The organism is Nitrosopumilus oxyclinae (assembly GCF_013407165.1).
In the GTDB taxonomy this organism is placed as follows: domain Archaea; phylum Thermoproteota; class Nitrososphaeria; order Nitrososphaerales; family Nitrosopumilaceae; genus Nitrosopumilus; species Nitrosopumilus oxyclinae.
In genome coordinates this window covers 1,041,944-1,067,730 of record NZ_CP026994.1, presented here as the reverse complement: position 1 = coordinate 1,067,730, position 25,787 = coordinate 1,041,944, and the positions used below count along the sequence as shown (strand labels likewise).

General features: G+C 32.6%; 29 protein-coding genes and 1 pseudogene. 21 read left to right on the top strand and 9 right to left on the bottom strand.

All coding sequences use genetic code 11. The features are described 5' to 3' along the window. Positions 1 to 102 precede the first annotated feature (102 nt). The 6 genes from C5F49_RS06405 (at position 103) to C5F49_RS06380 (ending at position 7,324) form a co-directional block, all read left to right on the top strand. Complete coding sequence (locus tag C5F49_RS06405; RefSeq protein WP_179362175.1) at positions 103 to 666, top strand: hypothetical protein; 564 nt, start codon at positions 103 to 105, stop codon at positions 664 to 666. A gap of 1 nt (position 667) precedes the next feature. Continuing rightward, positions 668 to 1,153: a hypothetical protein gene (locus C5F49_RS06400; protein WP_179362174.1), complete on the top strand. Its 486-nt coding sequence runs from the start codon at positions 668 to 670 to the stop codon at positions 1,151 to 1,153. Positions 1,154 to 1,162: 9 nt separating this feature from the next. Continuing rightward, the gene (locus tag C5F49_RS06395) at positions 1,163 to 2,356 is read left to right on the top strand and encodes an AAA family ATPase (RefSeq protein ID WP_179362173.1); all 1,194 of its coding nucleotides are present in this window, start codon (positions 1,163 to 1,165) and stop codon (positions 2,354 to 2,356) included. A 132-nt stretch (positions 2,357 to 2,488) separates the two neighbouring features. Next, positions 2,489 to 3,586, top strand: coding sequence for a glutamine-hydrolyzing carbamoyl-phosphate synthase small subunit (gene carA / locus C5F49_RS06390; RefSeq protein WP_246275410.1), 1,098 nt, complete (start codon positions 2,489 to 2,491; stop codon positions 3,584 to 3,586). Between the two features lie 4 nt (positions 3,587 to 3,590). After that, positions 3,591 to 6,833, top strand: coding sequence for a carbamoyl-phosphate synthase (glutamine-hydrolyzing) large subunit (carB, locus tag C5F49_RS06385; protein WP_179362172.1), 3,243 nt, complete (start codon positions 3,591 to 3,593; stop codon positions 6,831 to 6,833). 38 nt (positions 6,834 to 6,871) lie between these two features. After that, on the top strand, positions 6,872 to 7,324 hold the full coding sequence (locus C5F49_RS06380) for a hypothetical protein (protein ID WP_179362171.1): 453 nt from the start codon (positions 6,872 to 6,874) through the stop codon (positions 7,322 to 7,324). Here C5F49_RS06380 and C5F49_RS06375 read toward each other — a convergent pair whose 3' ends face one another. Next, complete coding sequence (locus C5F49_RS06375; protein ID WP_179362170.1) at positions 7,325 to 8,074, bottom strand: metallophosphoesterase; 750 nt, start codon at positions 8,072 to 8,074, stop codon at positions 7,325 to 7,327. A gap of 34 nt (positions 8,075 to 8,108) precedes the next feature. Here C5F49_RS06375 and C5F49_RS06370 point away from each other — a divergent pair, with 34 nt between their 5' ends. Together C5F49_RS06370 and C5F49_RS06365 are read left to right on the top strand one after the other, a co-directional pair. Then, positions 8,109 to 8,411: a hypothetical protein gene (locus tag C5F49_RS06370; RefSeq protein ID WP_179362169.1), complete on the top strand. Its 303-nt coding sequence runs from the start codon at positions 8,109 to 8,111 to the stop codon at positions 8,409 to 8,411. Positions 8,412 to 8,449: 38 nt separating this feature from the next. Next, positions 8,450 to 8,701 (top strand): hypothetical protein, encoded by a 252-nt coding sequence (locus C5F49_RS06365; protein ID WP_179362168.1) that lies wholly within the window; start codon positions 8,450 to 8,452, stop codon positions 8,699 to 8,701. A gap of 2 nt (positions 8,702 to 8,703) precedes the next feature. On the opposite strand, the gene C5F49_RS06360 is transcribed toward C5F49_RS06365, so the two are convergent. Then, complete coding sequence (locus C5F49_RS06360; protein ID WP_179362167.1) at positions 8,704 to 9,003, bottom strand: hypothetical protein; 300 nt, start codon at positions 9,001 to 9,003, stop codon at positions 8,704 to 8,706. Between the two features lie 87 nt (positions 9,004 to 9,090). Between C5F49_RS06360 and C5F49_RS06355 the strand changes: the two genes are divergently transcribed. From C5F49_RS06355 to lsrF, 3 genes and pseudogenes are all read left to right on the top strand, one after another. Then, a complete protein-coding gene (locus C5F49_RS06355) occupies positions 9,091 to 9,384 on the top strand; it encodes a V-type ATP synthase subunit F (RefSeq protein WP_179362166.1) in 294 nt (97 codons plus the stop codon). A 32-nt stretch (positions 9,385 to 9,416) separates the two neighbouring features. Next, complete coding sequence (locus tag C5F49_RS06350; RefSeq protein ID WP_179362165.1) at positions 9,417 to 10,445, top strand: zinc-dependent dehydrogenase; 1,029 nt, start codon at positions 9,417 to 9,419, stop codon at positions 10,443 to 10,445. A gap of 39 nt (positions 10,446 to 10,484) precedes the next feature. Next, positions 10,485 to 11,573 (top strand): annotated as a pseudogene (gene lsrF, locus C5F49_RS06345) (3-hydroxy-5-phosphonooxypentane-2,4-dione thiolase); the annotation flags it as partial. 3 nt (positions 11,574 to 11,576) lie between these two features. Here the strand turns inward: lsrF and C5F49_RS06340 are convergent. Then, entirely contained in the window at positions 11,577 to 11,981 is a 405-nt protein-coding gene (locus C5F49_RS06340; protein WP_179362163.1) for a YybH family protein, read from the bottom strand. A gap of 223 nt (positions 11,982 to 12,204) precedes the next feature. On the opposite strand from C5F49_RS06340, the gene ilvB reads away from it, so the two are divergent. The 6 genes from ilvB to C5F49_RS09725 all read left to right on the top strand — a co-directional run bounded on the left by ilvB (position 12,205) and on the right by C5F49_RS09725 (position 19,327). Then, positions 12,205 to 13,902 (top strand): biosynthetic-type acetolactate synthase large subunit, encoded by a 1,698-nt coding sequence (ilvB, locus tag C5F49_RS06335; protein WP_179362162.1) that lies wholly within the window; start codon positions 12,205 to 12,207, stop codon positions 13,900 to 13,902. Between the two features lie 10 nt (positions 13,903 to 13,912). Continuing rightward, positions 13,913 to 14,395: an acetolactate synthase small subunit gene (gene ilvN, locus C5F49_RS06330; RefSeq protein ID WP_179363629.1), complete on the top strand. Its 483-nt coding sequence runs from the start codon at positions 13,913 to 13,915 to the stop codon at positions 14,393 to 14,395. Further along, positions 14,395 to 15,912, top strand: coding sequence for a 2-isopropylmalate synthase (locus C5F49_RS06325; RefSeq protein WP_179362161.1), 1,518 nt, complete (start codon positions 14,395 to 14,397; stop codon positions 15,910 to 15,912). The genes ilvN and C5F49_RS06325 overlap by 1 nt, the downstream gene beginning before the upstream one ends. 146 nt (positions 15,913 to 16,058) lie before the next feature. Then, on the top strand, positions 16,059 to 17,696 hold the full coding sequence (locus C5F49_RS06320; protein WP_246275302.1) for a CHASE domain-containing protein: 1,638 nt from the start codon (positions 16,059 to 16,061) through the stop codon (positions 17,694 to 17,696). 72 nt (positions 17,697 to 17,768) lie between these two features. Further along, positions 17,769 to 18,782, top strand: coding sequence for an isocitrate/isopropylmalate dehydrogenase family protein (locus tag C5F49_RS06315; RefSeq protein WP_179362159.1), 1,014 nt, complete (start codon positions 17,769 to 17,771; stop codon positions 18,780 to 18,782). Between the two features lie 413 nt (positions 18,783 to 19,195). Then, positions 19,196 to 19,327 (top strand): hypothetical protein, encoded by a 132-nt coding sequence (locus tag C5F49_RS09725; protein ID WP_281361105.1) that lies wholly within the window; start codon positions 19,196 to 19,198, stop codon positions 19,325 to 19,327. On the opposite strand, the gene C5F49_RS06310 is transcribed toward C5F49_RS09725, so the two are convergent. From C5F49_RS06310 to C5F49_RS06295, 4 genes are read right to left on the bottom strand one after another with little or no spacing between them, the layout of a single operon-like run. Continuing rightward, positions 19,320 to 19,574 carry a hypothetical protein gene (locus C5F49_RS06310; protein WP_179362158.1) on the bottom strand — a complete coding sequence of 85 codons (255 nt, stop codon included), beginning with the start codon at positions 19,572 to 19,574 and terminating at the stop codon, positions 19,320 to 19,322. The two genes, C5F49_RS09725 and C5F49_RS06310, sit on opposite strands and share 8 nt — an antisense overlap. A 2-nt stretch (positions 19,575 to 19,576) precedes the next feature. Beyond that, positions 19,577 to 19,810 (bottom strand): hypothetical protein, encoded by a 234-nt coding sequence (locus C5F49_RS06305; RefSeq protein ID WP_179362157.1) that lies wholly within the window; start codon positions 19,808 to 19,810, stop codon positions 19,577 to 19,579. A 15-nt stretch (positions 19,811 to 19,825) separates the two neighbouring features. Next, positions 19,826 to 21,112 carry an aspartate--tRNA(Asn) ligase gene (aspS, locus tag C5F49_RS06300; RefSeq protein ID WP_179362156.1) on the bottom strand — a complete coding sequence of 429 codons (1,287 nt, stop codon included), beginning with the start codon at positions 21,110 to 21,112 and terminating at the stop codon, positions 19,826 to 19,828. Positions 21,113 to 21,114: 2 nt separating this feature from the next. Continuing rightward, positions 21,115 to 21,627 (bottom strand): transcription elongation factor NusA, encoded by a 513-nt coding sequence (locus C5F49_RS06295; RefSeq protein ID WP_179362155.1) that lies wholly within the window; start codon positions 21,625 to 21,627, stop codon positions 21,115 to 21,117. Positions 21,628 to 21,709: 82 nt separating this feature from the next. Here C5F49_RS06295 and C5F49_RS06290 point away from each other — a divergent pair, with 82 nt between their 5' ends. Continuing rightward, the gene (locus tag C5F49_RS06290) at positions 21,710 to 22,648 is read left to right on the top strand and encodes an ABC transporter ATP-binding protein (RefSeq protein WP_179362154.1); all 939 of its coding nucleotides are present in this window, start codon (positions 21,710 to 21,712) and stop codon (positions 22,646 to 22,648) included. A gap of 2 nt (positions 22,649 to 22,650) precedes the next feature. Here the strand turns inward: C5F49_RS06290 and C5F49_RS06285 are convergent, their stop codons facing one another. Then, positions 22,651 to 22,944, bottom strand: coding sequence for a hypothetical protein (locus C5F49_RS06285; RefSeq protein ID WP_179362153.1), 294 nt, complete (start codon positions 22,942 to 22,944; stop codon positions 22,651 to 22,653). Between the two features lie 125 nt (positions 22,945 to 23,069). Next, positions 23,070 to 23,444 (bottom strand): hypothetical protein, encoded by a 375-nt coding sequence (locus tag C5F49_RS06280; RefSeq protein ID WP_179362152.1) that lies wholly within the window; start codon positions 23,442 to 23,444, stop codon positions 23,070 to 23,072. Positions 23,445 to 23,643: 199 nt separating this feature from the next. Here C5F49_RS06280 and C5F49_RS06275 point away from each other — a divergent pair, with 199 nt between their 5' ends. Genes C5F49_RS06275 through C5F49_RS06265 form a run of 3 tightly spaced genes read left to right on the top strand, consistent with a single transcriptional unit; the run spans position 23,644 to position 25,759 of the window. Continuing rightward, the gene (locus C5F49_RS06275; protein WP_179362151.1) at positions 23,644 to 24,000 is read left to right on the top strand and encodes a response regulator; all 357 of its coding nucleotides are present in this window, start codon (positions 23,644 to 23,646) and stop codon (positions 23,998 to 24,000) included. Positions 24,001 to 24,044: 44 nt separating this feature from the next. Further along, the gene (locus C5F49_RS06270; RefSeq protein WP_179362150.1) at positions 24,045 to 25,265 is read left to right on the top strand and encodes a HAMP domain-containing sensor histidine kinase; all 1,221 of its coding nucleotides are present in this window, start codon (positions 24,045 to 24,047) and stop codon (positions 25,263 to 25,265) included. Then, positions 25,265 to 25,759 (top strand): hypothetical protein, encoded by a 495-nt coding sequence (locus C5F49_RS06265; protein ID WP_179362149.1) that lies wholly within the window; start codon positions 25,265 to 25,267, stop codon positions 25,757 to 25,759. The genes C5F49_RS06270 and C5F49_RS06265 overlap by 1 nt, the downstream gene beginning before the upstream one ends. Positions 25,760 to 25,787: the final 28 nt, after the last annotated feature.

The following is a 25,787-nucleotide window of genomic DNA, read 5'->3' as shown; positions in this document are numbered from 1 at the left end:
CTCAAAAAAAATCAAAATTGTATCTGTTGATAGGTGTAACTGTGGTTACTAAAATATTTGATACATCGTCCTCAAATACAAAATTTAGAATTGTTAGTCGGTATGTTGGTAAAATGCAGTATTAATTCAATAGAAATTGAAAACATCTCTCATTCTGTAACTCTGGTTCCACGATTAAAATATTCTATAAATATACTCAATGATGTAATTGATGTTCTTAATGATAAACAAATTCAAATAAAAAAAGCAAATCAAGGTTTAATTCATGATTTTGATGAATCTGATAAACTTCATACTGTTGCATTAAAACTAGAACATCTTGTAACATTCTCTTTAGAGATATTACTTTCTGTACAAAAGAACATGGGGAGAATTTCAAACATAAGTAGCATACCTGAAATTTTACCCTCTACAATCCCTATGATTAGAATTGTTAGTGCACAACTTTTTGAATTAATCCCAAATTGTAGTCAAAAACTATCTGAAATCTCAGTTCATTTAGGTAGTATCGTCATAGATTCTGCTGCTTTAACAACTGCTAGATTTGATTTTAGTCAATCCAATTATGAATCTTCGTCTAAACTTAATGAAGTAAAATTGATGGTGGACTCTAAATTAAGTAAGCAGTACCCTAATCTTGATTTTTTGAAATTATGCAACACCTGATATGCTAAATCAAAAACGAGATTTTTCAAAAGACCTAGAACGAATAAAATCTATTTCCTCAATAATTGACAAAAAACTATCTGAAGTAAAACCTTCAGAGGATTCAAAAATTGATAAACTTACCTTGGAGGAACTACAAGATCTGGATAAAATTGTTGGAATTGCCAATTTTATGATGTGTAAATATGCAGATAAGAAAGAAATGCGCTCAATTCTAAAGCATTTCGCCTCGATAATTGATGAAACTGCCGGCTCCCTTGAAGATTTGGATGGTGAGGTTTCTGAATTGATACTCTCTGCTGAGGATTCTATTAACAAAGTCAAAGACATGCATGTCAATATCTCAGACAAGTCTGATTTTAAAAAAAAATACCTTGATGGTCCTGACTATAATGAACATGAAACAAGTGCAATTAATTTAACCAATTTTGTGACAGAGATTAACACAGTAGAATACCAACAAAATTCTCGAGAGGAAACTGCGTAGGTAATTAGAATGAGTTTAGCCCCCCAAGAATTAGAAAACACAGCAAGCAAATATGCTTCTGAAGCCATCAAATTTGATTCTCAAGGTGCTCGTGGAATGGCAATCACACATTATCAGCATGCAATAGATGCTTTGGTAAAATTATTACAACTTTATCCTACTAGTAAACTAAATCAAATTTACAAAGAACGATGTAACTCTTACCATGGAAGAATTCAAGCTTTACAGCAATCTCATGGTGTTGAACCAGCAGTTGATCCAAAAGCTTCTGATTCAGATCAAAAGAAATCTGTTCAGAGACAAGAAAATGAAAATGATTTTGAAGAATTAGTTATGAAAGAAAAACCTGATGTTACTTGGGATCAAGTAATTGGTTTAGATGATGCTAAAAGTGCATTACGTGAATCTATAGTTTATCCTACTAAAAGACCTGATTTGTTTCCTCTTGGATGGCCAAAAGGAATGTTACTTTATGGTCCACCAGGTACAGGAAAAACAATGCTTGCAGCAGCAACTGCAAATGAAATGGATGGTTATTTCATTAATGTGGATGCATCATCTATGATGAGTAAATGGCTTGGTGAAGCAGAAAAGAATGTTTCAAAACTATTTGCTATGGCAAGACAATATGCTGAAAAAGAAGGAAAGCCTGTTATTTTATTTGTAGATGAAGTAGATTCTTTGTTAGGCTCTAGAAGTAGTGAAGTCGGTGGAGAAGTAAGAACTAAAAATCAATTCTTAACTGAAATGGATGGAGTTAATGGAAAAGGTAAAGATTTGATGTTGTATGTGATTGGTGCAACCAATAAACCATGGAGTCTTGATTGGCCTTTCCTTAGAAGATTCCAAAAAAGAATCTATGTGTCATTACCTACTCAAGCAGCAAGAGAAAATCTATTTGAACAATATACTGCTCCGTTGAGTAAACATATCAATGTAAACAATACTGAATTGGCAAAACTATTTGATGGATATAGTGCAAGTGACATTAAAGATGTCTGTCAAGCCGCACAAATTAAGACAGTTCATGAAATTTTCGATGCTCCTGATTACCATGAACCAGTTGAAGGTGAAACTCCTATCCAACCAAGAGATCTAACAACTGCTGATTTCAAAAATATAATGGCTAGAAGAAAACCTAGTGTTTCTATTGATATGATTCGCGCTTATCACAAATGGAGCGAAGAGTTCCAAGCCCTCTGATTGATTATTCTTATTTTGCGATCAGTTTTTTGAATTTCATTTACGCATAAAACTTAAATTCATAATAACTCGGACTTTACGAGGGTCACAATTACTACAAAGAAATCAAACCACGCAAACAAGTTTGGAAAACTGATCTTTGATGATGGTACTGTTCTTGATGGTCACGGTTTTGGTTATTCTACAACTGTTTTTGGAGAAATTGTTTTCAATACTGGAATGGTTGGCTACACTGAGGCTTTAACTGATCCATCGTATAATGGTCAAATTCTCACTTTGACTTATCCTTTGGTTGGAAATTATGGCGTTCCCGATCCATCAATTGTTGATAAAGATGGAATTTCAAAATTCTTTGAATCTGATCAAATACAAATTCGTGGGTTGGTAGTTCATGAATTATCTTTGACTGCAAGTCATTGGAATCTTTCTATGACTTTGGATGAATGGATGAACAATGAAAAAGTACCTGGAATTTCTGGAATTGATACTCGTGAATTAACAAAAAAACTTCGAACAGGTGGAGTGATGATGGCAGCATTAGTTGTGTCTGACACTGAGATTGATGTTGAATCTGTTAAAAAACAACTAGAATCTACAAAACATTATGATTCTGAACAATTCATGGATGTGGTATCTACAAAAGAAGAACAAATTTACGGCGATGAAGAAAAATCTGTAGTTGTAATTGACACCGGTGCAAAAAATGCTATTTTAAGAAATGTTCGTGAACTTGGTTACAAAGCAATCTTAGTTCCATGGAATACTTCATATGAAAATGTCATGTCGTATAACCCTAAAGGTGTTGTACTTAGTAGTGGTCCTGGTGACCCACAAAAATGTCCTGATACTATAGACACTGCAAAAAAATTAATTGAAAATAATATTCCTACATTGGGTATTTGTTTAGGTGCACAAATTATTGGCATTGCAGGAAATACAGAAACTTACAAACTAAAGTATGGACACAGAGGACAAAACAAACCTTGTGTTAATTTAGAAAATAATCAAGTCTATGTTACAAGTCAGAACCATGGATATGGAATAACTCCTGAATCTATTGAAAAATCTGACTTTAAATTATGGTTTACTAATGCAGATGATAAGACAGTTGAAGGAATAAAACATAAAAAACAAAGTTGTATTGCAGTACAGTTTCATCCCGAAGCTGCTCCTGGTCCTTTTGATTGTAAATTTGTCTTTGAAGAACTCAAAAAACTAATGGAGAAATAAATTATTGCCTAAAAATGAATCCTTAAAGAAAATCCTTGTACTGGGAAGTGGTGCAATTAAAATTGGTGAAGCTGGAGAATTTGATTATTCTGGAAGTCAATGTCTTAAAGCAATACATGAAGATGGAATTAACAGTGTCTTAATTAATCCTAATGTTGCAACTATACAAACTGATACTAGATTTGCAGATCAAGTGTATCTTCTTCCAGTTAATGCCGAGTATGTGGAATCCATTATCGAAAAAGAAAGACCTGATGGAGTTATGTTGGCATATGGAGGACAAACTGCACTAAACTGTGGAGTGAATCTTAATGAATCTGGAATTTTGAAAAAATATGGTGTTAATGTACTTGGAACTCAGATTGCAGGCATTCAAAAAACCGAAGATAGGCAGCTTTTCAAAGATTCTATGAATGAATGCAATGTCCCTGTATTGAAAAGCAAAACTGTCAATAATTTTGAAGATGCTAAAAAAGCAGCTGAAGAACTTGTCTATCCTGTGATAATTCGAGTTGCATACACTCTCGGAGGAAGGGGTGGCGGTGTTGCCTATAATGAAATTGAATTGCATGAAATTGTTGAACGAGGTCTCAAAGCTAGTCTGGTCAAACAAGTACTAGTTGAAGAATACATTGGCCATTGGAAGCAAATTGAATATGAGGTAATGCAAGATTATGATGGAAATAATGTAATTGTTTGTAATATGGAGAATGTTCTTTCTATGAAAGCACATACTGGTGATAATATTGTTGTTGCACCATCACAAACAATTGATAATCATGAATATCATATGTTACGTTCAGCTGCTCTTCGTGCAACAAAACATGTTGGTATAGTTGGTGAATGTAATATTCAATATGCTTTAGATCCTGATTCTGCTAAATATGTTGCAATTGAAATCAACCCTAGACTTTCTCGTTCATCTGCATTGGCAAGTAAAGCAACTGGATATCCGTTAGCATACATGTCTGCAAAAATTGGTCTGGGTTATAATTTATCTGAGTTGGTAAATAGAATTACCAAAAACACTACTGCTTGTTTTGAACCGTCCCTTGATTACATTGTATGCAAACATCCTAGGTGGGATTTTGATAAATTTGAACTTGTAAATAGACGACTTGGTCCTACAATGAAATCTGTTGGAGAGGTAATGGCAATTGGTAGAACTTTTGAGGAATCATTCCAGAAAGCAATTCGAATGCTAGACATTGGAAATGATGGATTAGTTTTGAATCGTACGAATGGAACTAAATATACTGAAGAAGAAATTGAATACAAATTATCTCATCATGATGATCAAGTCCTATATCATGTTGCAATTGCATTGAAGATGGGAATTACTGTAGAACGAATTTACAAATTATCTACAGTTGATCCTTGGTTTATAGAAAAAATTAAAAATATTGTGAATATTGAAGAGAAACTAAAAGATTCTGAACTTGATGAATCTTTAATGTGGGAAGCAAAAAAATCTGGTTTTTCAGATAAACAGATTGCACGTGCAAAAGACAAAACTCCTGATGAAATTCGTGATTTGAGAAAGAACTTAGGCGTAATTCCTTCGGTTAAACAAATTGATACACTTGCAGCAGAGTGGCCTGCAGTTACAAATTATTTGTATTTGACATATGGTGGTCACTCCAATGACATAGTAATTCCACAGGATGAAAAGGGAATAATTGTGCTTGGTGCAGGCCCTTACAGAATAGGAAGTAGTGTTGAATTTGATTGGGGTACTGTTAACATGGTTTGGGGTCTTCAAGAAAATGGTGAAAAAAGTGTCTCAGTGGTAAACTGTAACCCTGAAACAGTATCGACTGATTATGATATTTGTACAAGATTATACTTTGAAGAATTAACTCAGGAACGAATTTTAGATATTACTGAATTTGAACATCCAAAGGGAATCATTACTTGTGTTGGAGGTCAAACTGCAAACAACTTGACTCTTGGCCTTGCACAACATGGAGTAAATATTATGGGTACTAGTGCAGAAGATGTTGATAGGGCAGAAGACCGTTCTAAATTTAGCGCTGAACTCGATAAACTGCACATTCAACAACCACGATGGCAAGCATTTTCAAATCTTAATGAAGCAAAATCTTTTGCTCAAGAAGTCGAATTCCCTGTAATTGTTAGACCTTCATATGTTTTGTCTGGTGCTGCAATGAAAGTTGTTTGGTCTCAAGAAGAACTAAAAACATATGTCAAGGAAGCCACTGATGTATCCCCTGATCATCCTGTAGTCATATCCAAATTCATGTTGAACTCTCTTGAAGTTGATGTAGATGGAATAAGTAATGGAAAAGAAGTTGTAATTGGTTCAATAGTTGAACATATTGATAGTGCTGGCGTTCATTCTGGTGATGCAATGATGGTGATTCCTCCTTGGCGTCTAAGTAACAAAACTATTGAAACAATTAATGAATATTCGAAAAAAATTGCTTTAACCTTTAATGTTAAAGGACCATTTAATTTACAATTTTTAATTCACGACGATCATGTCTATGTAATAGAACTAAACATTCGTGCATCACGTTCAATGCCTTTTGTATCTAAATTGGTCAAAACAAACTTAATTTCGCTTGCTGCTAAGGCTATTTTGGATAAACCTCTACCTAAAATCCCTGAAAATAAATGGCAAAAAATCCAAAACTATGGAATAAAGGTCCCACAATTCTCTTTCATGCAATTAGAGGGAGCTGATATTGCATTAGGTGTTGAAATGCAATCTACTGGAGAAGCTGCATGTTTTGGAAATAGTTTCTATGATGCATTATCTAAAGGATTGACCTCTGTTGGTTATAATCTCCCAGACAAAGGTTCTGCTCTTGTTACTGTAGGTGGTGCACAAAATAAAGAAAAACTAGTTCCAACAATTGCTAAATTAAAACAATTAGGATTTAAAATCTTGGCAACAGAACACACTGCAGAATTCTTTGAAGAGAAAATTGGTCAGATTGAAATTGTTCATAAAATTTCAGAACCTGAACGAAAACCAAATATCTCTGATTTATTATATGAACGAAAAATTGATTTTATTATTAATATTCCAAGTACATCTACTTTGGAAAAATATGTGGGAATGCTTGATGATGAATATCAAATAAGACGAAAATCACTTGAATTGGGTATACCTGTCTTGACTACTATTGAATTGGCAGATTCTTTTGTAAAAACATTGGAATGGTTAAGAACAAACAAAACAACAAAAGATCCAATTGAACCTTATGACAAGTATGAGTAATTATAAAAAACATAAACGCAAGTATTCTATAAAATGACATGGCAAAAAAATTTTCTGATGATGAACTTGATGAAGTTCTAAGTAAAATTGAAAAATTTAATTCTGATGGAATTCGTTTTATTCATCTAAAAAATAATGTGAAGATAAATTTTGTAAAAATAAAGATTGCAGAATTTAAACTCAAAGATATTTTGGTTTTTTTAGATGAAAACGGTTTAGTTCAAAGAATTCCTTTTGATGACAAACCTGGCTTCCATGATCTGACATTATATCGTATTTCTGAAAAAGGACGTGACTTAATTTCTAAATTTACTCGTGATCCTAATGATGATTGGAATAAAAGTAGTTATTCATCAGAAGTTCAATGCCAAAACTGTGGCTATTCATACAAAATTCGAGTTTTATATTCTGAAACTGTTAAAAATTGGGCAAAATCTCAACGTTGTCCTAACTGTGCAATGAAGGGAACATTGGCAACGAAAATTATTTGATTAAATTACTTGGTTGATATTTGATTCATTTCCAATAATTGTTCCATCTAGAGTAATTATTTTTGCTTTAGATATTTCATTAATTTTATTAATTATTGGGGAGATGGATTTTTTATATTGTTTTCTGTGAGTTGCGTAAAAATATTTGTTAAATGATGGTACAATTGTTATTTCAATTTCACCTGATTTATTTGGAAAAATATTTTCTTTATCTGTTTTAATTGATACCCATACTCTTTGACCATTGATTATGGAGTCTTCTTGAAAAAATACAGGATGGAGGTGTCCCATGATGATTTTATCCACATGTGAAAAGTTTTCTGAAGGTAATGTGTGGCCATGTGTCAGCAAAATATTTTCTTCAACCATTCCTGTTGAACTAATCATTGTGATGTTGTCTGGAACTAGTCTCTGAATATTTGCATCATGATTTCCAGGAATTAATATCACATCACATTTTTCTCTAATCTTTTTAAAAAACAAAGGAACTTCATCCCATTCATTTCTAGATATGCTTTTGATACTTGATTTAATGTCCCCTAACATAATTACTGAATCTGGTTTTTCTGAATCTATAATATCTGATAATTCTTGAATAGACTCATTGATTGTTGAATTTTTACCGATGAAAATTTCATTTGATGCCATATTACTTTCAAACCCAATATGGATGTCTGTAACTATGAGATTCTTTTTTTCACCTTCTAAAATTAGTACAGGTTTTGATGGAATGATTCTTGTTTGTAACATCAAAGTTATACTGAAGATATGTGATTAAACCCTTATGAGTAAAGATTTGGATCGTGTTCAGTCTTTAGTTTCTGAAAAACGAGTAAAATTACATATCTTTGAGCCCACACAGCGTAAAATTTGGTCTGTAGTTGGAAAAGGCGAAGAACATTGGATTGATCCTGATTGTAATTATTGTTCTTGTCCTGGTTTCTATTTTGGTAAATTAAATGGGAAACTGACTTGCTATCATCTTGAATCTGCACAATTAGCTAGGAATGAAAATAAAGTTGAAGAAATAATTTTTTCTGATGATGAATTTTTTGATTTTCTTAGAGGATTGATTTCTGATTTATAATTCGAACCTGTTAATAACTAGAAATTATTCATAATATTATGGATGAAGACCAACAAAATTCTGAAATAGAAAAAATTGCAAATCTTATGGTTCATGATGATATTTCACCTGATGAGCAGGATGTTGCAAAATTAGAAAAATACAAAAATCAGATCAAGGACGACTGTGATCTTGATGATGAAAGTGCCTTAAAGATGGTTTATGAGACATTACTTTATAGAAAATTAAAAAATTCTGATTCTAGTGATGTTTTAGAAAAAGGTAATGAGTTTGGTGCTGGATTCAGCTGAACCTACTCTAATGGTATAGTGTCGATATCGTCTTTTGATACTCCTTTCCAAAGACCAACCATTCCTTCTGGTTCTACTTCTTCAACTTTGGTGATTTGTTGAATCTTGATGTGATCTGGGTTTGGAGGCATCCATAACATTGCCATGTAATCCCCAACTTTTCCTATTTTAGTTGGTAAGGCCATGATGACTTTATCTGCTACAAATCCTTTTGCAGTCAATGCGTTTGTTGCTTTTTCTTTAAGATCCATTTTTCCGTGTAGGAACAAATAGACATCTTTTTGAGTGTCAATTCCTGCCATGATTTGACTGATTTTTTAAACTAAATCAACCTTCCTGATCTGACTGTCCCAAAAAGGGTTAAATTAGAACGTACAAAATTCACAACTGTGAAAATCTTCACTGTTGGCAGCAAATCATTTGTAACTAGTTTTCAATTAGCTGGAATTCCAGGAAAAATTTCTGAAAATCCTCAAAATGCCCTTGAAGAAATTAAGACGCTCACTGATGACTCTGATGTGGGACTTGTTTTGGTTAGTGATGATATTACAGAATCTATCAGTGATGAGTTAACTGCATTACGGGCAGAAAAATCTACTTTGGTATTTGCATTACCTGCAACTGGAAGTGAAAAAACTGAAATTGATTACAGAGTAATGTTGAAAAAGATTCTTGGTGTATAATCTTCTTATAATCAAATTTCTAATGTTTTACCATGAAAAGTGCATCTGTTAAAGAAGCATCTGTAGTTTCTGTTGATGATGTAGAGAAACCTAAGTTAACTTCTGGCGATATACTAGTACAGATGCAAGCTTGTGGTATTTGTGGGTCTGATTTGGAAAAAGTTTTTGGACAATATGGACAACCTTCTATGCGATTAGGACATGAACCATCTGGAATAATATTAGATGTTGGATCTGATGTGACTGAATTCAAAAAAGGTGATAGAGTTTTTACACATCACCATGTTCCGTGCTATGATTGTCATTATTGTAACCATGGGAATGAAACAATGTGCAAAAAATATTCTGAAACTAATCTTTCTCCATGTGGATTATCTGAAGAATATGTAGTTCCTGCATGGAATGTTTCACATGGTGGAGTTTTAAAAATTTCTGATTCTCTAAGTTATGAAGAAGCTGCAATGATTGAACCTTTGGCATGTTGTGTAAGGGCATGGTCTAAATTTGCATATCGCGAAGGTGATTCTACTGCAATTTTTGGAGTTGGTCCAACTGGAATGATGCATGTAATGTTGGCACATGCTAAAAAATTCTCAAAAATTTTCTGTTTTGATGTAAATAATTTTAGATTAGATTTTGCAAAAAAATTCAACATTACCCATTCTATTTCTTCTATGGATGAAAATCGCAAACAAAAGATTTTGGATAATACTGATGGGCAAGGAGTTGATGTGGCAATTGTTGCTACTAGTAGTCTCAAAGCATTAGATGACGCTATTGATATGACTAGAAAAGGTGGTACTGTAATGATGTTTGGGGTTCCATCAAAAGGTGCAAAATTGGATTTAGATATGAACAAAATTTATTCTAAGGAAATAACTTTGGTAACCAGTTATGCTGCATCTGATTCTGATACCAAGGAAGCATTAGATCTTATTGAATCCTCTCAAATTGATGTTAAGCAATTAATCACTCATACTTATTCTATTTCTGATTCTCAAAAAGCATTTGATCATGCTCGAACTGGTGAGAATGCAATGAAGATAATTATTACAAAATAAGAAAGGCTTAAGAAGGGATTTTCATTCTTTCAAAATCGAAGAAATATGAATTGGGGATTGCAAAATAGAATTTCTCGTATAATTAAACCACAAAATAATCGTGCATTAATGTTAGCAGTGGATCATGGGTATTTCCTTGGTCCAACTGAAAAACTTGAAAATCCAAAAAAAGTGATTGCTCCTCTTTTGAAATATTGTGATTCATTAATGGTTACAAGAGGAGTTCAAAGATCTTCTGTTTCTGCAACCACTGACACTCCTATGGTCTTGAGAGTCTCTGGTGGTTCTAGTATCATAGGTGAGGATTTATCTCAAGAAGACATCACTGTCAGCATTGAAGATGCAATTAGGCTAAACGCTAGTGCCCTTGCAATGTCTATCTTTGTTGGTTCAAAATATGAATATCAAACTATTGTCAATCTTGGAAAATTAGTTAATGAGGCAGAAAAATATGGATTGCCTGTTTTAGCAGTAACTGCAGTTGGAAAAGAACTAGGTAAAGATGCTAGATATCTTTCATTAGCATGTCGAGTTGCAGCTGAACAAGGTGCTCATATTGTTAAAACATACTATTGTGATAATTTTGAAAAAGTAGTCCAATCATGCCCTGTCCCAATAATTGTGGCCGGTGGAAAAAAAATTCCTGAACGCGATGCCTTACAATTAACATTTAATGCAATTAAAGGCGGTGCAGTAGGTGTTGATATGGGTAGAAACATTTGGCAATCTGAGCATCCTGTTTCAATGATTAAAGCCGTTAGAGCAATTGTACATAATAATCAAAATGTTGATCAAGCTTTCAAATTATATCAAAAATTAGTTAGTGAAGAACCTAAAAACAAATCAAACAAACCTAATCAAAACAAATCAAACAAACCTAATCAAAACAAATCAAACAAACCTAATCAAAACAAATCAAACAAACCTAATCAAAACAAATCAAACAAACCTAATCAAAACAAATCAAACAAACCTAATCAAAACAAATCAAACAAACCTAATCAAAACAAATCAAACAAACCTAATCAAAACAAATCAAACAAACCTAATCAAAACAAATCAAACAAACCTAATCAAAACAAATCAAACAAACCTAATCAAAACAAACCTGATGTTACTAGAAAATAAAAATTAACCTTCAATCTTTGATAAATGAATATGTGCTATTTTCCATGTTGGTTGTTTTACTAAAACAAATGTTGCACGTCCATTGATTACCATGTGTTCACCTGTGTATGCTTTGTTATCTACTAGCATTCCTTTTTGAATTAATTCTAAAGCAACCACTGCTGTGTCTCCAAACAAGCTAATTTTTGGATTTTTAATTTCATAGGAGTAGTCTGATATACTGATAAATCTTAATTCTTCAAGTTCAATTGTTGTTTGATAGTCTTTGAGATCATATGGTGGTAAATCACTGAAACTAGAAAATTTAGAATCATTTAGATGAATATCTCTGAGTTTTGAAAGATCTTTGCTGATTCCTGATTGAAATAATGTCTCTATGATGTTGATTATTTCTTCATTATCGCTCAAAATAGTCCATTTCGAATGCAGAAAATATCAGTTTAAGTCTTCTGTATGATATGGAGTGAATTCATGATTATTTTTCAGATAATCTTTATTAATTATCAATTGATTGTTTTTATGATTTCAATGAACACAAAATTAGCTAAAATATTTGGTGATGATTTGCTTTTTGTTGTTCTACTATAGTGTGTCTAAAATTTACTAGCTTAAAATTATGGAGAGAAATTAAATGAATAAAATGGAAACTATGACAGGTGCAAAGGCCTTGATGACGGCTATGGAAAAAGAAGGCGTTAAACAAGTATTTGGATTGCCTGGAGGTGCAAATCTTCCAATGTATGATGAATTTAACCGATGTAATATTCGACATATTTTGGTAAGACATGAGCAGTCAGCTGCTCATATGGCTGATGGTTTTGGAAGAGTCAGCAGAAAACCTGGTGTATGCTTTGCAACTTCTGGTCCTGGTGCAACTAACATTTTGACTGGCATTGCAACTGCACAAGCAGATTCTGCTCCGATGATTGCAGTAACTGGACAGGTAGCGGTTAACATGATCGGTAGAGATGCATTTCAAGAAAGTGATATTATTGGAATGGCAAATCCTGTTGTAAAATATGCATTTCAACCAAGAACTGCTTCAGAAATTCCAGAAGTTGTTAAGAAAGGATTTTTCATTGCAGAAACTGGAAGACCTGGACCTGTATTAATTGATATTCCAAAAGATGTTCAAACTAATGAATCTCCTATGGAATTTCCAGATGAATTTAAAATTCAAGGATATCATCCGTGGGCTGATCCTGATATTGTTAATGTTGAGAGAGCAATCGACATGTTACTTCATGCTGAAAAACCAATTATCTTAGCTGGAGGTGGAGCAATTATTTCATCTGCATTTGCAGAATTACAAGCTGTTGCAGAAACTCTAATGCTTCCTGTAGTTTCAACATTCAAAGGAAAAGGTGCATTTCCTGAAACTCATCCGTTGTCATTAGGTCCAATTGGAATGCATGGACATGCAGAAGCTAATAAAATGATGGCAGAAGCTGATTGTGTTTTAGCTATTGGAACTAGATTTTCAGATAGATCTGTTGGAACTTTTGAGGCCTTTGAAAAACGATTAAAAATTATTCACATGGATGTTGATCCTGCTGAAATTGGCAAGAATCAAAATGCTCAGATTGCAGTTGTTGGAGATGTAAAGGTAAATCTCAGAGTTATGGTAAAGTTACTTTTACAAAAGGCAATTAAAAAAACTGATGAATCGCCTTGGGTAAAACATGTTAAAGAAACTAAAGCCTATTGGAAAGAAAATTTAAAAATTCACCCAGGTGAAATGGGCGCTGCTAAAATTTTACGTAAACTTCGTGAATTATTGCCAAAAGAATCCATTGTAACTACTGAGGTAGGACAACATCAAATGTGGGCATCATTATTTTATGATGTGATTCAACCTGGCACTTTCTTTAGTTCAACTGGACTTGGTACTATGGGTTGGGGATTTCCAGCAGCTATTGGTGCAAAAGTTGCAAAACCAGATGTACCAGTTGTTGACATTGCAGGAGATGGAAGCTTTAGTATGACAGAAAACTCTCTTGCAACAGCCGTTTTGGAAGATATTCCTGTAATTGTATTTCTCTTAAACAACTCTTCATTGGGAATGGTAGCTCAATGGCAGAGAACTTTCTATGATAGAAGAATGACTGGTGTAGAACAACACAGTTGTCCTGATTATGTTAAATTAGCAGAGTCTTATGGTGCACAAGGTATTCGTGCACAGTCAATGGATGAACTCGATAAAGCCATCAAAAACGCATTAAGCAGTGATGTTGCAACAGTAATTGACATTCCAATTGATCCTGAAGAAGATGTGTTGCCATTTGTAGCTCCTGGAACTTCGTTATCGGATATGATCTTACCCTCTTAGGTGATTGATGATGTGGGCAATTCTTTCTATTTTAGTTGAAAATAAACCTGGAATTTTATTCAAGATAACGCATCTTTTTAGAGCAAGAAATTTCAACATTGATAGTATTTCAGTAGGAACTACTGAAAATCCTGATTACTCTAAAATGACTATCACGACATATGGGGATGAAAAACGAATCGAACAGATAGTAAAACAACTCGATAAAATGATTGATACTGTAAAAGTTGAGCATTTAGATGAGCACAAAACTGTATTTCGAGAACTTAGTATTTTTAAGATAAAACTCAGTAATGCTAATGATAGTATGGAAGTTAACAAATTAGCAAATGCATATGGTGGCAAAGTCCATGATGTTAAAAAGGATTCTATGATGGTTGAATTGACTGCTACGCCTGATCAAATTAAAGCATTTGAGGAATTAGCAAGGCCATTTGGAATACTTGATGTTGCACGAACTGGTGTTGCTGCATTGCAGAGAAGTGGCGCTTAATGGTAAATGTTAGAATTTTTGATACTACATTACGTGATGGTGAACAAACACTTGGTGTATCATTATCTCCAGAACAAAAATTAGCAATTGCAAAAAAACTTGATGAATTAGGAGTTGATGCAATTGAAGCAGGATTTCCAGTAATTTCTGATGGTGAATTAAAAGCAGTCAAAATGATTACTTCTGAAGGCTTGTCTTGTGAAATTGCTGGATTGACTAGGACAATCAAAAAAGATATTGATGCTGCAGTTGATGCTGGATTAAATTATATTCATACATTCATTGCAACTTCCGATATTCATTTGGAACACAAGCTCCAAATGACTCGAGATCAAGCACTTGAAAAAGCAATTGAGGCAGTAGAGTATGGCAAGTCACGTGGATTACAAGTAGAGTTTTCAGCTGAAGATGCATCAAGAACAGACCGTGAATTTTTGAAAAAAGTTTTCGGTGATGTTGCAAAAGCAGGAGCTGATCGTGTTAACATTCCTGATACTGTAGGTTATTCTACTCCTGAATATATGGCTGAGATCACTAGAGATACTATTGAAGCTACAAAACTTCCAGTAAGTGTTCACTGTCATAATGATTTTGGATTAGCAGTTGCAAACTCTTTGGCTGGAATTCATGCAGGAGCTTCATGTGCTCATGTAACAATAAATGGAATTGGAGAGCGAGCTGGAAACGCATCATTGGAAGAACTTTCCATGGCACTCAAATGCTTACCTCATAAACAAAATTACGAAACTAATATTAAATCTGAATTAATCTATGAAACTTCTAGATTTATCTCAAAGACTGTGGGAATTATTGTACAGCCAAACAAAGCAATAGTTGGGGCCAATGCCTTTGGCCACGAGTCTGGTATTCACACTCACGGTGTATTGAGTAATCCTCTCACTTACGAACCTATCAGTCCTGAATTAGTGGGAAGAAAAAGATGGCTTAAGGTTGGAAAACATGCAGGAGTCCATGGAATGAATGCCATGTTGAAAGAGTATGGTGTTACGCCAACTGAAGAACAAGCAAAACAAATCTTAGAAAAAGTCAAAATACTTGGTGATCAAGGAAAACAAGTTACTGATGTAGAGTTGTTATCTATGGCAAGTGATGTTTTAGGTGAAAAAGAACTCAAAAGAATTGTACAATTAACTGGCTTTTCAGTTTCTACTGGAATTGGAACAATGCCTTATGCGTTTGTAAAATTAAATATTAATGGTCAAGACCATATTGGAACTGATTACGGCGTCGGTCCAGTTGATGCAGCATTAAATGCAATTCAAAAAATCACAGGTAAGATTTCTGAGATTAGAATTAAAGATTATGGATTGGCATCCATTTCAGGTGGTTCTGGCGCTTTATGTGAAGTTACAGTAAAAGTTGAGGATCCTTTAGGAAACAAGGTTTCGGCAAAATCTGTTGGTGAAGATATTGTAACAACTTCTGTAAAGGCAGTAATTGATGCAATCAATAGAATTATGCTTAAAAAAATGCTTAGTGAGAAACAGGTCAACTAATATGAAATTTTTAATTTATGTGATACTGGATAATTATAATTCCTTTAAGTTTTAAAAAATAAGTTATGGAAAAATTATTAAGTTTATCATGGGTGATTCTAGTTGCTTCTCTACTTTTCACCTCTATGATTTGGATCAGTTATTCTTTGGAAGAACAAAATTCTCAAAAACAAAATTTTCTTAAAGATACTGATTTTTTGACATTATTAATTACTGATGAACTAAAACAATATGGGCAAGTGCTAGTTGGAGCAAAGGGTCTTTACGCTGCTTCAAATGAGGTTGAATTATCTGAATGGAATACCTTTATTGATTCACAAAATCTTCCTACACGATTTCCTGGACTTCAAGGAGTTGGATATGTTGAACACACTCTTCATGAAAATCGTGATAAACTAATTGCCAAAATGGTTGACTATGGATTTGTTAACTATCAAATTTTACCTCAGGGGGATAGGAGTGAATATTATCCTGTGTTGTTTGTAGCTCCTTTGGATATTCGTAACGAAAAGGCCATTGGTTTTGATATTTACTCTGAGCAAATTCGGCAGGATGCAGTAAATCTTCTCAAAAAAACTGGAGATACTACGATTACTGGAAAAATAATTTTGGTTCAAGAAATTGATGATGATATTCAGTATGGGTTCTTGATGCTGACTCCAATTTATTCAAACGAAGCAAACTCCTCAGATACTTTAACTGGTATGGTATATGCCGTATTTAGAATAAATGATTTTATTCTTGGAACAGTGGATGGCCACTTATTTGATAATATAAAATTAAAAATATATGATACTTCTGTTTCAGATGAAAATTTATTTTTTGATTCACAAGAATTACATGACACTACTTTTGATGATGATTTTTCAACTGAGATATTTGTCTCCATAAATAATAGGGATTGGGTATTTTCATATGCTGGAAATAGTGTGCCTCTTAATCTGGTGGAAGCATTAGTTCAAATTTTTATCCCTGTAGTTGGAATTGCAATGAGTTTATTGTTATTTTACATGTTTAGAATTTTTGCTACAAATATAAAATTGACTCAAGAGGCAGCAAATAGTGAAAAAATTACCACGATTGGAACAATGGCTTCACGAATGTCTCATGATTTGAAAAATCCTCTTACTGTGATTAAAAGTAGCCTTGAATTATTGAAAATGAATTTGGGACCTGACCTGGATGAAAAAACAAAAAATTATACAAAACGAATTGATGATTCAATTGATTCTATATTTTCTATAATTGATGATGTTTTAGAATTTGCAAAAAATTCAAAACTCCATAAAGAAAAAACTTCCATTAACTTTCTACTTGAAACTGTAGTTTCCAATATTGATGTACCAAAAGATATTCAAATCAAATTACCTGAAAATAAAATGACTCTGAATTGTGATTCCAGTAAGATGAAATCTGTTTTTTCAAATTTAATTACAAATTCTATACAATCAATAGAAAATAATGGAACAATTACGATTTCTATTGAATCTGATTCTAAAAATGCATTTATCTCTATAGTTGATTCTGGACCTGGTATTCCTAAAGATAAAATTTCTCGAATTTTTGATCCATTATTCACTACTAAATCTTCTGGAACTGGATTAGGTTTAGGAATTTGTCGAAATATTATAGAACAACATCGAGGAACAATCTCTGTACACAACAATCCTACCACGTTTACTATCTCTTTACCAAAAACTTTGGCGTCTGATGATGATAATGTGGTTGATGCTGGGGTTGTATTGAAAAAAATGCTCAAAGATATCAAAAAAGATGAAACTTAGTTGAATTAATTGCATTATCTTGATTGTGCAGGAAAACTAATGATTTAAAATTAACATGTGTTGAATTATTTCATGTACAATATTTCGTTAATTACTGGTGATGGGATTGGTCCTGAACTATCAGAATCTGCAATTTCTGTTTTAAATACAATTCATGATAAGCTTGATTTGAAATTTGAAATTACAACATTATCTGCTGGTGACCAGGCTCTATCCGAAACCGGAAAAGCACTTCCTGATGAAACAGTTGAATCGATAAAACAGTCTGATGCATGCATGAAAGCACCCGTAGGTGAAAGTGCTGCTGATGTGATTGTGGTGTTGAGGAGAATGCTTGATTTGTATGCCAATATTCGACCTGCAAAATCATACCCACACATGCCTGCATTACGTGATGATATTGATATGGTGATAGTTCGAGAAAATACTGAGGATCTTTACATTGGTAAGGAATTCAGTCTAGGTGATTCATCTGTTGCACTTAGAATAATTTCTGAAGCAGCTTCGAAAAGAATTGCAAAATATGCTTTTGAAACTGCTAAACAACGTGACTCTATGCGAAAAGTAACATGTGTTCATAAATCAAATGTGATGCGAATTACGGATGGTATGTTTGCAAAGGCATGTGCTGATGTTTCCAAGGATTATCCTGATATTACATTTGAAGAGATGTATGTTGACGCATGTGCTATGAATTTAATTCGTCAACCAGAACAGTTTGATGTTGTAGTTACTACTAATTTGTTTGGAGATATTTTATCTGATGAATCCTCACAGGTAGTTGGTGGATTAGGTATGGCCCCAGCTGCTAACATTGGAGATAATTTTGCTTTGTTTGAACCCGTTCATGGTGCAGCATTTGATATTGCAGGCCAAAACATCGCAAATCCTTCATCTTTCTTGTTATCCATGAAGATGATGCTTGATTGGTTAGGTAACAAACACAATGATTCCAAATGTATTGAGGTTGGTCAAAAATTAGAATCTACTATTTTTAATTTAGTAAAAACTGGCGTTAAGACTAAAGATATTGGTGGTGACAAGAGTACTAGTGAATTTACAAAACAAATTACTGATAATCTTTAAAGGGTATTTTTAAAACAACGAGATACATGGAAAACACGTTAAATCAAGGACGTATTCCTAACATGATGTGTTTTCCAGACCTATCGTTCTACGACGCAGAACAATGGTTTCTCGTCATATCTATTACGTCAAAATGATATTTAACCATGATCCTAATTTCCTTCTAGTGATAATTGAACCTGCCTATGATATTCTCTGAATGTATTCTTCGTGAATTTTTTTCTGATTTTGTATTATCCACAAAAATGCCTCATAGTTTGAATTCATAAAAATTCCTAGATTTTTTTGTTAAAGATAAAAAAAGTGTAAAAAATTTGATTCTTTAGTATGCGGTCTTTTGAGCCTGATTTTTCTTTAAATTGAATCTGTAGAAAATTACCAATTTTTATTAATCACATTTTTTAAGAAAATCTATGGCCGATTGTTGTATTTGTAAAATTGTTCCTGGGACCTTAAAAATTACTGATGGAAATCCAAAATATAAAGGAAAACCAATTTGTAAAGAATGTGCAGGATATCGTAAACTACTCAAAGAAACTAAGTAGATTCTTCTGACTTTGTTTTGTTTTTTGCAGCCCATTCTTCATACATTTTTATCAACTCATCCACATCTTTACCTTCTTCAGAATAAGTTACAATGACTCCGAATGTCCCTTTAGTGTCATGTCCTCTTGCAAAATACCCCCAAAATGAATCTGGTAATTTAGCAAAACTACTAGAATCATGTGATACTCCAATCAAATTGTTTCCAATTACTTCTACCACTTTTTTTGCATCTTTTTGATCAATCATGATCAATTAACGCCTTTTCTTCTTTTTAATTTCTCGCCATTTAATGACGTATTATTTTCAAAATCATCTAATTTTTTCTTTATGTCTTCTTTTTCTTCTTTAGTTATTTCTCTAATTATTACATCAACCCCATCTGCAAAATTTTCACATTTTCCACATAACCATAATGGTGGTTTGTCTTTTGCAAATACTATTGGTAATCTTCTTTCATTGCATTGTTTACAGAATAATGTCATATTTTCTATATTCCTCTATGGGCTAAGCCTATCTGGGTCACGTGGATACAAAACTACTTCACGAACATTGTCAATACCAATAAGTGTAGTCATCAATCTATCTAATCCCATTCCCCAACCTGAGTGCGGTGGCATTCCCCAATCAAATGTTTTAAGATGGTCTGCAAATTGGTTCGGATCTAATCCTTGTTCTTTTAGTCTCTCTTTGAGCATTTCTGGATTGTGTAGTCTAGTTCCTCCTGAAGATAATTCTAAAAATCCGTATTGTAAATCAAAAGAACGTGAAAGTGTTGCATCCTCGTCCTTCTCTCTAATGTAAAATGGTTTTAATTTCATTGGCCAGTCAGTTAAGAAGAAAAATCCTGGATGGTTTTGTCCAATAATTCTAAGATGCGAATCAAGTAAATCATCTCCAAATTCTACTTTTTCCCCTGCTTTTTTCAATTCATCCACACATTGAGTGTATGTTATTCTCTCAAATGGTACTGAAGGAATTTCTATTGCATGCTCAATACTTTCTTGTTCAGTTTTACAATTTTCTGAGATATCTTTGTAAACTGATACTACTAGAGATTCTAAAACATTCATGACATCCTCATAGTCCATAAATGCAGCTTCAATGTCTATACTGGTAAATTCTGTCAAATGCCTTCCAGTATGAGAATTTTCTGCTCTGTAAAAATTTGAAATCTCAAACACTCTCTCTAAACCAATTGTCATTTGTTCTTTGTATAATTGTGGGCTCTGAGCAAGATATGCTGTTTTACCAAAGTAGTCTAATGAAAATAAGTCTGCACCCCCCTCACTTGCACTCCCAATTATTTTTGGAGTTGTGATTTCAATAAATTTTTTATCAGCTAGAGTTTTTCTTAAAGATTGTAATACATGATGTCGTAATTTAAAAATTGAAGCTGTTTTTTGATTTCGCATATCTAATGCTCTGTGATTTAGTCTTGTATCGATATTACTTTCTAGTCGACCAATTGGATCAATTGGTAATGGATGAATTGCTTTTCCTAAAACTTCTATTTCGTCTGCCTTGACCTCAAATGCAAAATCCCGAGCTTTGGTTTCTTGAACAATCCCTCTAATGCTGACAACACTTTGACGGTTGATCTCCCCTAGATTATCATTGAGTTCTCCTTTTACTATAACTTGAGATATTCCTGAGACATCTCGAAGAGTAATAAATGACATTTTTCCTAATTTTCTAAGATCCTCAATCCATCCTCCTAACACTACTTCTTTTCCAATCAATTCTTGGTTTAGTTCAGAAATATCATGAGTTTTTACAAATACCATGTCTATCTTTTATCCTCAAATTCTATCTCAATGTCAAGGTTTCGGGCATTCCTAACTATCTGCACCACTTTTTCAGTGTCTATGGGAAATTTTGGAGTCCATTTCCCTGAAACAACTGCTTTTGTTTTTTGAACGCCGCCAGGTGCCCAAACTGCATTAATTGATAGGATTTTGGTGGGAAAGAACAAATCTTCGATGAAACGTTTGTCTGTTTCATCGGCTTCTACAAGCCAAATTTTGCCTTTGAATTGGTCTTGTAGTGTTCGATATAATGTCCGACTCTGTCTAATCAACATAATGTCATTTTTTGCAAGAGACAATACAAAATTCCCATCAAATTCCTTGCATGAATATAGTGTAAAATTTTCAATTTCTTTATTTGATTTTGCAATTTTTGCAAGATTCATCGATGCTTCTACATCAGCTTTTGTTAACTGTCCTGATTCAATCTTACTTTCACATTGAGGACAAAGAATAGAATTTTTTGCATCAAAGCCACAAATAGGTAATTTCATTTAAATCGACTTTTTAATTCTAATAATGTTGTTTATATCCCTTAGTGCAAAACAAAAATTCTAGTTTGGATCTAAGAGAACGATGACATTTTTAACAGTTAATGGATTATCCTCAAAATATTCATCATCTAAAGGACCTGTTTATGCTGTAGATGATGTAGATTTTGAATTGAATGACGGTGAATCTATGGGAATTGCAGGTGAGAGTGCATGTGGAAAAAGTACATTGGGTTTGTCATTAATTCGAATGCTTTCAGGTGGAACTGCTGAAGGAAAAATCCTCTTTGATGGAGTTTCTATTTTAGATATGACAGAATCAAAATTTGATGATGAATATAGGTGGAAGAAAATCTCCATGGTTTTTCAGGGTGCCATGAATTCTTTGGATCCTGTATTTACAGTTAATGAACAATTCGTTGAGATTTTAAAAGAGCATTCATTTGATGGCGATTCAAAGAAATTAATTTCTGATGCAATGAATTCTGTATCTCTCGATGAAAGTGTTCTAAAAAAATATCCGCATGAACTAAGTGGTGGGATGAAACAAAGAGTTATCATTGCAATGTCGCTATTACTCAAACCAAAATTTGTAATTGCCGATGAACCTACAACTGCATTGGATGTTTTAATACAAGCTCAAATCATAAATTTATTAAAATCTCTAAAAAAAGAAGGCATGTCTTTTATGTTAATTACGCATGATTTGGCGGTTCTGTCTGAAATTTCTGATAAAATCGGTATTATGTATGGAGGACAAATGGTGGAATTTGGTTCATCAGAACAAATTTACAAGAATCCAAAACATCCCTACACTCAGGGACTTTTAGAATCCATTCCTACTTTGAAAGGAAACACTCCAAAATACATCAAAGGAACGCCTCCAAGTTTACTTGACGCACCAACTCAATGTAGATTCATTGAAAGATGTCCCTTAGCTATAGACAAATGCAAAGAACTCCCTCCTAAATTTAAAACTGAAACTGGTTATGTCCGGTGCTGGTTATATGAAGATGAAAAATAGGTTTATTTTTTATTCAGAAATTCCTCGTCGATTTTTTTCAAGTATGTTTCTTGCAATTTAGCAATTTCTCTTCCAGTCGTATTTCTGCTAATCATTTTAGCATATTGGACTAAATCTTGGTTTTTTTGAGTTTTTTCAAACTCTTCAATTTTTTTAAATGACTCTTGCTCAAACTTCATAATTGCTCTTAACTCTTTACTGATTTCTATAGCTTTCATTTCTTCATAATTTTTGGAATTTGATTTTCTAAAATTAATTTCATCAATTAACTCTTGAACTTCATCTGATTCATCCATATTTTTTAAAAATTATTCAAATATTTTAATTTTGTATTTCTTTTTTATGTTCTAGTATGTGCTTTAATCCATCAGTCATACAAAGTGAATCTAAGTCTATTTCACAATAAGGACATTTCAAAGTTTTAAGAATATTTTTTTACAATGGGTAGGCAAGAGTCTATGATTCTGAGCATCTCTGATCTAATGACTTTTTTGTCAATTGAAATCCAAACTCTTGATTTTTTAATTGCAAATGAAATTGTCTGTACTTTCTTCCTTTCTTCCCAGACAAATTCAATCTCCCCTAAATTCTTGTCAAAAAATCCTTCCAAATCCGTCTTTATTGCAATATGTGAAAATTGATACTGTGTGTTCTTTTCATTTAACAGCGGTAACAAATCTGGTCTTCTCTTGTATGCTAGAAGATTTCCACTCTCTCCGATGACTCCTACAAATCTGATAAATGGGCTAATTGTGGCAATTGTATCGCAAATTTTCTCAAAGTCTTTTTTTGACATCTGCATTGTTGTGTAAAAAGATGATATTTTAATCATTATCGAAGTATTCTGTCATTAATTATATCCAAAAAATCTCTTCTAGACTATAAAATATGACCGTTTAGCCATACCTCATACTTTATGATTATACATAATATCTTGTGTTCGTCAGTTGTGTTACATACTATCTATTACAAGCGGTTACAAATTAACACATCATATGAAAATACTGATAGTTGATGATAATGTCGATATCACTGAAATGTTTTCAAAATATCTTTCATTAAAGGGATATGAGTGTGCAATTTCTAACACTGGCCAAAATGCTCTAAATATGATAAAAAATCAATCTTTTGATTATGTGATTTTAGATATGGCAATGCCTGAATTTGGAGGATTGGATGTGATTAAATCCTTGGAAAAAGAAGATCTATTAAAAAATAATAAAATAATAATTCTCACTGCTTCATCAATTTCGAACGTTGATATTGAAAATATTACAAAAAAACAAGGAGTAACCACCTTTCTAAAAAAACCAGTACAATTAAGTGAATTACTCCAGGTTATGTCTAATTAACAATTTAATTTTTTATTGCTATGGATAATCTATCGGTGAAAAATATGAAACAAAAATCCAACTTCAATAATAATTTTATTGCTAATAGTATTCAAAATAAAATCTTAGTTCCAATGTTACTCTTATCATTAATACCTACTTTTATTTTTGGTATGCTTTTTTTAAATAATGAAATTGCTAGTTTAGAAGAGGAAGAAGTTTTAGAGAATCTTTATTCAGATATTTTCTTTTTTTCAATGATTATGATTTCTACTTCTATATTGATAATAGTTTTTTCACATTTAGTTGCTAAAGGAATACAGACTCCAATTTTAGAATTGAAAAATGCATTCAAGGAATTTAATGGAGGAAAATATGATTCTATAATTAAAATTAAAGGCCACGATGAAGTATCTGATTTAACACAATCTTTCCAAACTTTTCAAGAATATTTTATTGCAAATAATAAAATTAAAGATTTCTATCAAAAAGAATTAGAATTAAAATTAAATGAACTTAAAAAAACTGATGTTTTAAAAGATGAATTTGCCTCAATGATAACCCATGAACTTAAAACCCCGTTAACTCCAATTCGGGGATATTGTGAAATGTTAAAAGATAACGATTTAGGAAAGTTAACTCCTGAACAATTAGATTGTATTGAAACAATTGATTCAAACGCATTTCATCTAGAAAACTTAATTGGCGATATTTTAGATGCTCAAAAATTAGATATGGGACATATTGTTTTTAATAAATCTGAAGTTGAAATTAGTTCTTTTATCTCTGAATTAACTAAAAACATTCAACCACTGGTAGATAGCAAAAATATCCAGCTTATCGTTTCACGATTGACTGAATGCATATTATTTACTGATGAGCAAAGACTGCGACAAATTTTTTATAATTTAGTTAGAAATGCCATTGATTTTGTACCTGAAAACAGTGGTGTGATTGAACTTGGATTCAAATCATCTGGGGATGATCAAATTTTTTATGTAAGGGATAATGGATTGGGAATACCTAAAGATAAACAATCAAATATTTTTAAAAAATTCTATCAGGTAGATACTGCCCAAACTCGTAAACATGGCGGCAGTGGTTTAGGCTTAGTCATTTGTAAGGGAATGGTTGAGGGTCTTGGTGGTAAAATATGGTTTGATAGTGATCATGGTAAAGGAACTACGTTTTATTTTAGCCTCTCAAAAGATTTACCTGTTACCAGTGAGGTAAAACAATTGAACAAATCTACTAAAAATATTGACAAGTTTGGAGAACGTAAATAATGAATAATGATTATGAATCAATTGAAGACCTTAGTAAACAATTTTCAGATAATGTAGTTGCTAATCAAAAACGTCTTAATGGAATTCGCACACACCAATTTCTTGATATGACTAATGTATATGGAGAAGTAAATGTTAAGCAGGTTGTAGAAAAAGGACATGATTTTACATATAGAGAAAAATCTCAATTAGAAATTTTATCAAATGAAATGAATGAATTAGTATTAAATCAAATTAAAAGTTTTGAAGAAGAAACTGCTTTTAAAAATAAAGAATTAATGCAAAAGAAAATACTTTTAGAAGAATTAGGAAAGGAGTATTCAAAACAACTTTCTTTTATTTCTAAATTGTCTAATTCTGAAACTGATTTACCACTTACTCCTCTAATTGTTCACATTGATATGCTTTTACAACAACAAAATTTATCTGAAAAACAAAAAAACCATTTGATTATTGCAAGACATAATATTCTATCTGGATTAAATTTACAATAAGTTGTTTTTAATAAAACAAAAAAATCCT